The 12,182-nt window shown below is 40.3% G+C and carries 5 protein-coding genes; 4 read left to right on the top strand and 1 reads right to left on the bottom strand.

The features are described 5' to 3' along the window. Window positions 1-394 precede the first annotated feature (394 nt). On the top strand, window positions 395-2,602 hold the full coding sequence (locus G4P69_RS25760; protein WP_208342858.1) for a tetratricopeptide repeat protein: 2,208 nt from the start codon (window positions 395-397) through the stop codon (window positions 2,600-2,602). A gap of 138 nt (window positions 2,603-2,740) precedes the next feature. Here the strand turns inward: G4P69_RS25760 and G4P69_RS25755 are convergent, their stop codons facing one another. Continuing rightward, entirely contained in the window at window positions 2,741-3,271 is a 531-nt protein-coding gene (locus G4P69_RS25755; protein WP_208342857.1) for a COP23 domain-containing protein, read from the bottom strand. Between the two features lie 244 nt (window positions 3,272-3,515). Here G4P69_RS25755 and G4P69_RS25750 point away from each other — a divergent pair, with 244 nt between their 5' ends. The 3 genes from G4P69_RS25750 to G4P69_RS25740 are packed head-to-tail and all read left to right on the top strand — an operon-like array spanning window position 3,516 to window position 12,120. Continuing rightward, on the top strand, window positions 3,516-7,568 hold the full coding sequence (locus G4P69_RS25750; protein WP_208342856.1) for a two-partner secretion domain-containing protein: 4,053 nt from the start codon (window positions 3,516-3,518) through the stop codon (window positions 7,566-7,568). Further along, on the top strand, window positions 7,558-9,354 hold the full coding sequence (locus G4P69_RS25745) for a ShlB/FhaC/HecB family hemolysin secretion/activation protein (RefSeq protein WP_208352195.1): 1,797 nt from the start codon (window positions 7,558-7,560) through the stop codon (window positions 9,352-9,354). The genes G4P69_RS25750 and G4P69_RS25745 overlap by 11 nt, the downstream gene beginning before the upstream one ends. A 33-nt stretch (window positions 9,355-9,387) precedes the next feature. After that, entirely contained in the window at window positions 9,388-12,120 is a 2,733-nt protein-coding gene (locus G4P69_RS25740) for a CHAT domain-containing protein (protein WP_208342852.1), read from the top strand. Window positions 12,121-12,182: the final 62 nt, after the last annotated feature.

Below are 12,182 nucleotides of genomic sequence, written 5' to 3'. Positions count from 1 at the left end.
TTTGCTAGTATAAAAAGATTCTTGATTGGATCAATGTAGGTAAGCTTTTACAAGCCGTAGCGGTAACAGTTGTCTAATCAGATAAGTTCTATCTAAAATGAGCTATCGAAAGCGTCCCTAGTTATGGCTAACTCGTAGTTCTCCAATTTCGGGAGTTCTACAGAAGCCGCATTATGATAGTAATGTACGAAATAAAGAATCTGTCTATCCCAAATTCCAAATCTGGTTTCTAACCAAATATTAACACTTTATTTGCGTGATATTAGCATGATGAAATCCGAAAAAGTTTGTTTCACAAAACTCAACCTATTTTTTTAGCTACTCAAAGTAAAGTTAAATTTTTGACATATTTAGCAAAAGTTCCCGTTTAGTGATTCCGCATAGTAATAGCTTTATGTCCAAAAGTATTTATATTAGACCATTGGGTAAAGTCTTGCAACAGGCTGACCTAATTTCAAATGCACAAACAGAAGTAGCTTTACGAGATCAGAGTCAATCTAAAAATCTGCGCATAGGAGAGATCCTGGCTCTGCGAGGATGGCTCAAACAAGAAACGGCCGATTTTTTTGCTGAGCAATGGCCAATATTACTCAACCAGAAATTGAAACAGCCTTTAGGTCAATATCTAAAACAAGCTGGATTGTTGGATGATGATCAAATTCTAACTATCCTGTCTAAACAAAGACAGATGGGACTTCGATTTGGAGAGTTAGCTGTTCTTCACGGCTGGATTAAATCAACCACAATCAACTTTTTTTTAGAGCATCTCTCTTTTGCTCAAGAGTATTCTCAGCGGCATTTAGAGGAAGAGCAAGCTACAAATAGTCATTTAGACGACACAAACTTTAGAACTGAATTCTCTGGTTTTGGAGAAGCTCAGCCTAAAGGATACATAAAGATTCCCTCTTATTCGGCTCAACCTTTTGCTAATCGCAACTCTCAGATCACTAAAGAGTCTTTGTTTGATATAGCACCTGCTGCACAGCAGCATCACTTGGAAGAGCCGATTCGACAGACTGAGAGTTTAGAAAACCAGACATCAGGATCAGAATTTCTTTCAGGGCGAAAAAAACTCCAGTCACCTACGTTACAAACGCATGCAAGAGGTGTAGAATCACCTTCGTATGCAAATCCAATCGAAAGCACCAATGGAATCAATTCTATTCTAGAAGAAAAAGCTGAACGAACGGTTAACTGGGATATTGTAGTTAAAGAAGTTTTGTTATGGACAGGGGAACAACCTTTTCTGACTCAAAAGCTTTGTCAACTACTGTGTGACTCTGAAGTTATTATTCCAAAAGGTGAAGAAGCCGCAAGAGTGCAAGATCTTGTGCAAAATTGCTTAATAGATAATTGGGAAACTCAGGTAGCGTCTGAGCATCTGCAGGCAATTAGGGACAGTGTTATAAATAATAAACAGTCTGATACTTTATGGTTGCTAAGGCTTTATCAACAAATCTTAGAAGAGGGAGAAGTTTTAGTTAATAATAGTATAGCACAAACAGAATTGCTAAATTTAGGATTGCTAGCCCAGGATGGGAACAAGTTAAAAATAGCTAACCGCGTTTACGCAGCTGTTTTCAATAAAAACTGGGTTGAGCAAGAATTAAAAACAAAGTTGAAGCCCTCACCCTTGGAGGTTGCTGGAACCACTAAAAGCAAACTAGCACCAGAAGTTCCTACTGTAAAAGCAACAAGCAATGTTTCTAGTTCAGGAGATAAAAGCCTTCGGCATATTTGGATTTTGTTGGGAGTTATTAGCTTGCTTGTAGTTTGTTTTAATATTTTTAAGGCTCTAGAGGAAAAACTCCTTTTTATCCGAGGCAATGAACTGTTTCATAAAGGTGAATATCAAAGAGCGATCGCAAAATATAATGAGCTTTTAAACATTAACAGTAACTACTACCAAGCTTGGACTAACCGGGGTTATGCCCTTTCTGGGTTGCAGGAATATAAACAAATGCAACAATCTTGCTCGGCTGCTAATATTATTGAGCCGAAAGCGGTTTATGCCTGGAATTGCCAAGGAGAGGCATTATATAACCTCAAGCAATATAATGAAGCAATCTCTAACTTTGATAAAGCTATTGCACTTGATTCAAAAGATCCAGTCTTTTGGATTAACAAAACCGAATCACTACTAGCATTGAAGCGCCCTGACGAAGCAGTTGTAACTGTTAATCAAGCGATTTCGCTTTTAAAACAAAATACCAACCTTGATAACAAAGATCTTACCAACAGAAATTTATCAATCGCCTTTACCCATAAAAGTAAAGCATTTTTGCAAAAGCAAGAATATCATCAAGCCCTCGAAGCCAACGCTCAGGCATTACAATACGATCCAAACTACTGGGATGCTCAACAAAGCAGAGGCATAGCGCTTCAGGGCTTGGGGAGGTACAGTGAAGCAATCACGCAATTTAACCAGATGTTGAATGAGTCCAAGCTGCAAGACTATCAAAAAGCTGAAACTTGGTATTATCTGGGTTTGACACTTTGTCAATCATCCAAATCAAAAGAAGCTCGTTCTGCCTTTGATGAAGCTCTCAAACTCAAGCCAAATTATTCAGCAGCAGAGAACGCAAAAAGGAGTTGTAAGTGAGATAGGGAGCCGCCCCTTTGGGGAAGTCAAAAGTAGCGGAGCAGGGGGCTTGAAACGGAAAGCGGTTGGTTCAAAAAAATATTGATAACTGCTCACTGACTCCTGACTCCTGACTCCTGACTCCTGAATTCTTTGTTATTAAAATGGCCACCACCGAGACCAACGAGGTCTAATATCAGAGTAGATTCTGCTGATAGTTCTAGTATCAGGAGGTTGAGTTTGCTTAAAATCGCTACCCAACATGTCATACAAAGCTTTAGTGGGGTTAGCTTTTGGATCAAGAGTAAATAAAACCTTAGCACTAGTGTGATCGCAACCGATACCTCTGCGTTCTACGGCGCACACAACTGGTTGTGCATTGAGTTTGTCAATTGTCAAGTAGTTAGCATTACCTGAGTCATAAAGACTCTGCAAAGTTTTAGCTGTATTCTCACAGTTTTGTAAAGCATTTTTGGGAGAAACGTATTCAGATAATAAATTGAGAATTGTAAAGTCTTTTTTACTCCCTTCTTTTGCAACAGTAGCAATAATTTTGGGTGTACTCGTGCTAGCTTTACAAGCAACATTAACACTGGTAGCAGCCATAGTGGGTTGAGTGAATGCCGCAACAGAAGTTACAATAAACCCTCTAACTATCCAAGTAGTCAACTTAAATTGTTTATTATGCATAATTCAGCTTAATTGCTTGACAATGAAAAATTTACACTTACAAAAACTGAATTATATTATAATCATTTTCAACTGAATTTATTTAAGTTTGATATAAAATATAACCAATCCTATTTGGTGTCCGAAAACACCGAGCCACCTTTCCTCTGAAAGGTGGGTTCTGAAGGCTTTTCGGTCTTAGCTGAATCTGCTATAAACAACTAGCATAAGTCTTCCTACAAAAAATAATCTTTATTTGTTCACAATGAAACAGCTAGCTTGGCAAATTTTGGTTGCTGGCAGTACATATTTATGGTGTTTATTTATTAGTAGCTCTGTACAAGCACAAATTACATCTGATAACACTGTCTCAACAAACGTCAATAAAACTGGTAATGTGCTTGAAATTACTGGAGGTAGACAGGTTGGGGGGAACTTATTCCATAGCTTTCAGGAATTTTCTGTTCCCACTGGTAGTGAGGCTTTTTTTAAAAATGTAACGAACATTAATACAGTCAATAATATTATCTCGCGCATCACCGGAGGCTCGATTTCTAATATTGATGGATTAATAAAGGAAAACTATGGTGCTAATTTAATCCTGATTAATCCAAGTGGAATTAATTTCGGGCCGAATGCTCAACTAGATATTGGTGGATCGTTTTTAGCAAGTACAGCAAATAGCCTTAAGTTTGCTGATGGAACGGTATATAGCGCTATTAACCCTCAAGTTGCGCCGACATTAACAATCAGCGTTCCACTGGGTTTACAGCTTGGCACAAATTCCGGGGCAATTCGTGTTCAAGGTACAGGTCACAATTTAACCCTAGATAATCCCTTATTCTCACCCTTTAATCGCGGGACTACTGGAGGATTGAAAGTTCAGCCAGGGCATACTTTAGCTCTAATAGGTTCAGGTGTCACTGTAGACGGTGGTACACTAACAGCTGAAGGAGGAAGAATTGAATTGGGGAGTGTAGGTGAAGGTTTAGTTAGCCTTAATCCAATTCCTCAAGGTTGGTCTTTTGGTTATCAAGGGTTATCGAATTTTCAGGATATTGCGCTATCTCAAAAAGCATTAGCAGATACCAGTGGTCTAGGTAGTGGCTCGATTCAGTTGCAAGGGCGAAATATTTCGATCAGCGATGGCTCATCTGTTTTGATTCAAAACCAGGGTTCTCAAGCAGCAGCAGGGATTAATGTCAATGCTTCTGCTTCGTTAAAAGTGAGTGGAACCACAACAGATGGAAAAATTACCAGCAACCTGTTTACTGAAAGTCTTGGAACTGGTAAAGGTGGAGATATTACAATTTCAACTCCAAACTTAACTGTTGAGAATGGCGCAGAAATTTCTGCTTCAACTTTCAGTAACGCTCCTAGCGGTAATATAGCAGTTAACGCTCCTGGCTCAGTCCAATTGACAGGGTATTCACCAGTTAACCCAGCTCGTTTCAGTAACATTAGAGCGACAACTTTTAGTTCTGGCAACGCAGGAAAACTGACACTATCAACACAAAGATTGACTGCTACCCAAGGAGGGAGTGTAGGATCTGCTACTGGTGGGAGTGGTAATGGTGGAGATGTAACTGTAAATGCCAGTCAGTTGGTTGAACTGATTGGAGTAACACCAGGAGTTCTGACGCCGAGTGAAGTTACTGCTGGTACTGGAAGTTCTGGAAATGCAGGAAATGTAACAATAAATACTCCGCAATTGATAGTTCGCGATGGAGGAAGAGTTGATGCTTCTACTTTAGCGTCTGGTCGAGCGGGAAATGTTACCATTAACGCCCAAGATGTAGAGGTAACCGGGAATGTACCAGGATCAATTAACCCCAGTCTCATCATTGCTTCTGGAAACACAGTTGACCCTAGCTTGCAGCAATTATTTAGAATATCTTCTTTACCCAGCGGAGCATCAGGAAATGTAACAATCAACACCGATCAGTTGAAAGTTACGGATGGAGCGCAAATCACGGCAAGAAATGATGGTTTAGGAATATCAGGAAACGTAAAGATTAATGCTCGCTCTATTTTTCTAGACACTGAAGGTTCAATCACCGCCGATATGGGTGGAAGAGCCACAGGAGTGAAATTTTCTTTCTTTTCCCCTGTAACGGTAGGAGGTACCAAGGGCGGTGACATTCAGATTTCAAGCCAACAGTTACTTGTCCAAAATGGAGCGAGTATATCTACTTCCACTTTTACAAACGCAAGAGGCGGCGATATATTTATCAATAGCCCTCAATCAATGCAAGTGTTGGGATTTTTGCCGACAAATCCCCAGGCACTCAGTTATGTCGGTAGTGCAACCTATGGTTCAGGGAAATCGGGAAATACTAACATTTCTACAGGGGATCTGATTATTTCAAATGGTGCGAGAGTAGGTGCTGGAACCTTTGGCAGTGCTTCTGGTGGAGATATACTCGTTAATGCTAGTAATTCCGTACAAGTTTTAGGATCACAACCGAACCTTTTTGTAGGAAGCTTATTAGGCGCTTCAACTTTTAGTACTGGAAATGCCGGTAACGTAACTGTTAACACACCAAAATTGGTAGTTCGCGATGGCGGAAGGGTAGATTCTTCTACAACAGCAGTAGGAACAGCAGGAAATGTTACCATCAACGCCAAAGATTCAGTAGAGGTAAGTGGTGTAATGCCAATAACCTTTACGCCCAGTCTCATAAGTTCTGGTGCTACTGTTGAAAATCCGATTACTCGACAGATTTTCAACTTACCTGACTTACCCAGCGGTGCTTCTGGAAACGTAACAATCAACACTAATCAGCTGAAAGTCTCTAATGGAGGGCAAATTACAACGAGTAATCAGGGAACAGGAAACTCAGGAAATGTGAGAATTACAGCTAACTCGATTGTTTTAGATAATGGAGGTAGCATTACATCGGAATTGGGAGGAACATTCAGACTTGGGCAGCTTTTTTTCTTTTCGCCAATCACACTAGGAGCGCGCAAAGAGGGAGACATTACAATTTCAACCCAGCAATTAGTTGTACAAGGTGCATCAGCTATATCAACTGCCACTTATACCAATGCAACAGGTGGAAATATCATTATCAATGCTCCTAAATCAGTCCAAGTGATTGGCGCATCCTCTTTTAATCCTAATGCACTGAGCTTTATTGGTTCTTCCACAACTGGTTCTGGAAATTCAGGGAATGTGAGCATTTCCACTGGAGAGTTTAGTCTTCAAAATGGAGGACTGGTGAGTGCTTCCACTTTTGGAAGTGGTACTGGAGGGAATGTGACTATTAATGCTACTAAATCTGTAGAAGTCTCTGGTACAGATTCAAGTAAGATCAACTCCAGCCTTATAACGGTTTCAACACTCAAGAGTGGAAATGGTGGTAGCTTGACTATCAATAGCCCAACAGTGACCATTCAAGATGGTGGACGAATCGATTCTGGTGCAAATATCCCCGATGTAAACACTCAACGGATTTTCAACCTGACTTCCCAGCCAAGTGGCTCATCTGGGGACATAACAATCAATACTAATCAATTGAGTGTCAAAAATGGTGGTCAAGTTACTGTAAACAATGAAGGTACAGGTAATGCAGGAATTTTGCGGGTAACTGCTAGCTCTATTTCTCTTGACAATCAAGGTAGCATTACAGCAACCACTCGCTCTGGTGAGGGTGGCAACATTAACCTCAAAGCACAATCCTTTCTATTACGCCACCAAAGCCAGATATCTGCGCAAGCAGGCGGATCAGGTAATGGTGGTAACATTACGATAAGTGGTTCAAGTTCTGCTGATTCCGTAGCGCTTTTAGAAGGTAGTAAAATTAACGCTAATGCGTTTAAAGGAATAGGTGGTAACATCAGTATCAGCACTCAAGGACTCTTTGTGTGCACAGCAGATTGCCAAATCACGAGTAGTTCTACACTTGGATTAAATGGTGTAGTGAAAATAGTCTCACCAGAAACACGAGCTAACTTTGAAGTTGTCGATTTGCCACAAGAGGTAGCTAAACCTGAAGAAGTTGTCGCTCAAGCTTGTCCTGCGCAGAAACGACAAAATAGAAGTCAGTTTTTAGTCACCGGGCGTGGCGGATTACCGCCTCAACCAAATGACTCACTTAGCAGTGAAGCGTTGGTAAGTTTTGATTCTCTTCCTTCGGATGCTGAAGTTCCCTCTACTTTGGCTACACCTACAGAGAATTCAGGTAGTTCAGTCCTACCTCTCCCAGCTCGAAGTTGGTATACTAATGATAAAGGAGTTGTAATTCTTACAGCGAAATCGCTAACAGCTACCCCCTATATTTCTGGATTAAGTTCACCATCATGTCATGCTAATTAAACGGAATTTATGGGGTCGCAGGAACAAGAATACAAACACATTTGTACAAAATTGGAGGAGTTTCCCTTTTTCTTACTACGTGTTTCTAATTCTTCTTCATCTGTTTTCTAGAATCCCAAATGCTTCGGCACAGTCTCTTAACCCGATTACTCCAACTCTTCCACAACTACCCCAACCTAATCCACTCCCCCCTTCAACGCCACCTCTTGAGCCTTCTATAATAGGACCACCAACTCCTGAAGAAGTCCTTAATATTCCCGGAAAGCTCACTGTTCAAAAGTTTGAGTTTGTTGGTAGTACTGGATTTACTCAACAAGAGTTGGCAAAAGTTACTGCTGATTTCACTGGGAAACCTATTACTTTTGCCCAACTGCTTCAAGCTGCGAATAAAGTCACTGAATTTTATATTAAAAAAGGGTACATCACTTCTGGAGCTTATATTCCTAGCCAGGAATTTAGGTCAGGCATGATAAAAATACAGGTTGTTGAAGGCAGTTTGGAAGAGATTAAAGTTAATGTTGTTAAAGGACGGCTGAACCCGGATTACGTCAAGAGACGCATTGCACTAGCGACTTTTAAACCCTTTAATATCAATCGCCTGCAACAAGCATTACAGTTGCTGCAAAGGAATCCGCTTATTAAAAGCTTGAGTGCTGAACTCATTGCTGGCAGTAAACCTGGTACAAATTCTCTAGAAGTTACAGTTAAGGCTGAGAGAACTTTCAATGCCCAATTTAACTTTAATAATAATCGTAACCCTAGCGTTGGCAGTTTTGAGCGTGGGATACAGTTATCAGACACAAACGTTCTTGGACTAGAAGATAGGTTAGATTTCGGTTACAATAATACCGATGGCAGCGATAGGTATGAGGTTAACTATACCTTGCCCGTCAATCCCCGTAATGGGACTGTGCGCTTTACTTCTCGGATCAACAACAATAAGATTGTTGAACCCCCTTTCAACAATTTAGATATCCATGTAGACTCTCGGGAGTTTGAACTAAGTTTTCGTCAACCAGTCATTCAAAAAGAGACTCCTAAAGTTAGCAAAGAACTTGCTCTTAGCCTAACAGGAGCTAGACGGGAAATTGATTCTTCAATTTTAGGGGTTGGGTTCCCTGTTTTTATCGGCTCCAGCAACAGTGGAAAAACCCGAATCTCTGAGTTGAATTTTAGCCAAGAATGGTTTCAGAGAAGCAGGCGAGATGTTTTAGCTGCTCGTTCTGACTTTAGTTTTGGTCTTGGTGTTCTTGGTGCTACTATTAACGGCAATAATCAGCCGGATAGCCGATTTTTCCTTTGGCGAGGTCAATTGTTGTATTTACGCCTTCTTGGAGATTCAAGAGGTAATTCATTGACTTCTCCAACCTTGTTAGTTCGTTCTAACATTCAGCTAGCAAGCGATCCTCTACTCTCCATCAATCAGTTTTCTTTGGGTGGGCAATCAACTGTACGGGGCTACCGCCAAGATGCTTTACTAACTGACGATGGTATTTTTGCTTCCGCAGAAGTACGTTTACCTATTATTCAAGTACCGGAAGTTAAGGGAACTTTACAGTTTGCACCGTTTTTCGATTTTGGCTCAGGCTGGAATATAAACAGAAACAATCCAAATCCTAATATTCTAGTAGGAGGGGGATTTGGTTTAGTATGGCAAATGGAAGAAAGATTTACAGCCCGTTTAGATTGGGGCATTCCTTTAGTAAAGGTTAATTCTAGCCATAGAACATTGCAAGAAAACGGTGTGTATTTTCAAGTGCAGTACAACGTGTTCGAGACCCGTTAATTTCCGAATTTTTAACAGGTAAAGTTATATAATATGATACTAAGAAAGCATCGTCGTTTAGTAGTTTTTATACTTTCAGTCTTATTTGGACTGGTTTCTACCTTAAGCATTACTGCTTGGTCAAATTCAAGTATTGCAGAAGCAAAGGTTCATAATTCCAAATTCTCAATTCTTAACTCTTCTAGCCATGCTTTAGAACTGGCAAAAGAAGGTCAAAAATACTACAATTCAGGAAGATTCGACGAAGCAGCAAAGCTTTGGCAAGAAGCGGCTCTAGCTTATCGGAATCTGGGTGATCAAGAGGGGATGACTAAAAGCTTGATCAACAAATCCCAGGCACTTCAGGATTTAGGATTGTATCCTAAGTCTTGCAAAACTTTAATGGAAGTTTTTGCTGTTGAAAACCCAAATTGTAGTCAGGAACAACTAGATAAGCTTTTAACAAACCTCTCTCAACAGCGAGATACCATTACCCTTACCCAAGCTATTGGTTTGCGGGGTTTGGGTGATGTGCTCCGCAAACAAGGAATTCTTAAAGAGTCTCTGGGATTCTTACAGCTAAGTCACTCAATAGCTCATAAGTCAAAACAGGCGAGTGCTGTTTTATTGAGTTTAGGTAACACTGAACGAGCTTTAGGAAACCAAAAACGCGATCACTGGGATTACCAAGCGATCGCAGAAATTATAGACGGTAACACGGAGCAAGCTGCTCTAGCACCTTATCAAAAAGCTTTTACCTACTACATTCAAGCAGCAAGAGCATTATCAGATTCACCAACGCCTAAAATTCAGGCTCAACTTAATCACTTCAAGCTGTTATTAGACGTTCAACAATGGTGGGCTGAACAAACCAGGCGGCACATTGCTTCTCGAACTAGGTACAAAGAATATAAGTTAAGTCAGAAGGCAAAAGATTTTTTCTCTAATTTGCAGTATAGGTTGACTGAAGATCGACGGGCTTTGCAAAAGGATATTGAATCTAGCCTTAGCAATCTTTCGCCAAGTCGCTCAGCAGTTTATGCTCAGATTAACTTTGCTCAAAGTTTAATTCAAAGCGAACAGGTAGACAAGGTTGAACCTATTTTAAAAAGTGCACTCCAACAAGCTCGTAACCTACAGGATACCCGAGCAATAACTTACACATTAGGCTATCTTGGTAAGTTGTACCACAAGCAGGGGCGGTTAAGCCAAGCAACTGGACTAACTCGCCAAGCTTTGATATTAGCTCAGGAACAAAATACAACTGGAGACGCGCGGGAGATTACGTATCTTTGGCAATCCCAGCTGGGAAGTTTACTAAGCGAACAAAAAGACACACGAGGCGCGATCGCAGCTTATATGGCTGCCTTTAACACTCTACAATCACTCCGTAAAGATTTAAACGCTAACAATCAAGATGTCCAGTTTGACTTTCTCCAACAAGTTAAACCCGTATATCTGGAATTAGCAGATTTGCTCTTAAAAACTGATCTCAATGAAGCTGATCTAAATTCCCTGGTTGTATCGAATCCTAGTTTTACCCAGGAAAAGCCTAAGACGAAAAAGTCAGAAAATCGCTTAGAATTAGCCCGACGAGTCATAGAATCTCTGCAACTAGCAGAACTAGACAACTTTTTCCAAGATCCTTGCTCACAGGAAGCAAATATAGCATTACAAATTGATGATATTGACCCTCAAGCGGCTGTCATCTATCCCATAATTTTCAAGGATCGCTTAGAAGTTATCTATTCCTTAGCACAAAAACCTCTGCAACACGTCGCAATTCCCGTTAGTGAAAACCAAGTTAATGATACTCTAGATAGGCTTTACGATCAGTTAGATAACGTAGCTGTAAACAACTCAGCTCGTAATATCCTGTCGACTTCAAACCCTGATCCTGAAGAATTAAAGGAAAATATTGAGATTCTTTTGCCAATTTTCAACCAGGTTTATAGCTGGTTAATTCAACCTTTTGAAAAAGACTTAGAATCAAACAAAATTAAAAATTTAGTGTTTGTAATGAATGGTCGATTACAGAAAGTGCCAGTTGCAGCACTTTATAATGGGAAAGACTATTTAATACAAAAATATGGCATCGCGCTGGTTCCAAGCCTGCAACTAATAGATCCTAAACCCTTTAAAACTCAAAAGTTGAAGGTTTTAGCTGGTGGAGTCAGTCAGCAAATTAAACTAGAAGGAGAAATTTTTCCTGCACTAGTTAATGTGCCCAAAGAATTAGACCAAATTCAACTAGCTTTCCCAAATTCCAAGAAGCTTCTTAACCAGAACTTTACTGCAACAACTATCCAAAAGCAACTAAAATCTAACTTCCCTGTTGTCCACTTAGCTACTCATGGGCTGTTTAGTTCTAATCCTCAGAAAAACTTTATTATTACAGGGGATGGTCAGAGTATCAGCATTAATGAGTTAAGTACTTTGCTACGAGAACCAGAGACAAACGTGGAACTACTAGTACTAAGCGCCTGTGAAACAGCTACTGGTGACGAACGAGCAGTTTTAGGTTTAGCTGGCGTTGCTGTACGTTCTGGTGCACGTAGCACTCTTGCAACTCTGTGGTCTGTAGGAGATGCTTCAACAGCTAAACTAATGAGTGACTTCTATCAAGAGCTGAAAAAACCAAATACAACAAAATTGAATGCTCTTAGGACAGTTCAATTATCCCTTATAGATTCTCTGAAAGCTAAGCCTCCATTCGAGAACCTTAAGGCTCTCCCACCTCATCCTTATTACTGGGCAGCTTATACCTTAGTAGGTAACTGGAACTAAGGTGATTTACAGGAATAAATATACCACCCTAGTTGGTTTCGGCTTCGCTCAACCAACTGAGA

Origin of the sequence: Aetokthonos hydrillicola CCALA 1050 (assembly GCF_017591665.1) — a bacterium.
Classification (GTDB): domain Bacteria; phylum Cyanobacteriota; class Cyanobacteriia; order Cyanobacteriales; family Nostocaceae; genus Aetokthonos; species Aetokthonos hydrillicola.
Note: the sequence above shows the minus strand (reverse complement) of the source record. Positions and strands in the feature narration are given on the sequence as shown.

Coding starts and splice junctions, on each gene's coding strand:
- G4P69_RS25740 (WP_208342852.1), top strand. CDS start 9,388: ATGATACTAAGAAAGCATCGTCGTTTAGTAGTTTTTATACTTTCAGTC.
- G4P69_RS25755 (WP_208342857.1), bottom strand. CDS start 3,271: ATGCATAATAAACAATTTAAGTTGACTACTTGGATAGTTAGAGGGTTT.
- G4P69_RS25750 (WP_208342856.1), top strand. CDS start 3,516: ATGAAACAGCTAGCTTGGCAAATTTTGGTTGCTGGCAGTACATATTTA.
- G4P69_RS25760 (WP_208342858.1), top strand. CDS start 395: ATGTCCAAAAGTATTTATATTAGACCATTGGGTAAAGTCTTGCAACAG.
- G4P69_RS25745 (WP_208352195.1), top strand. CDS start 7,558: ATGCTAATTAAACGGAATTTATGGGGTCGCAGGAACAAGAATACAAAC.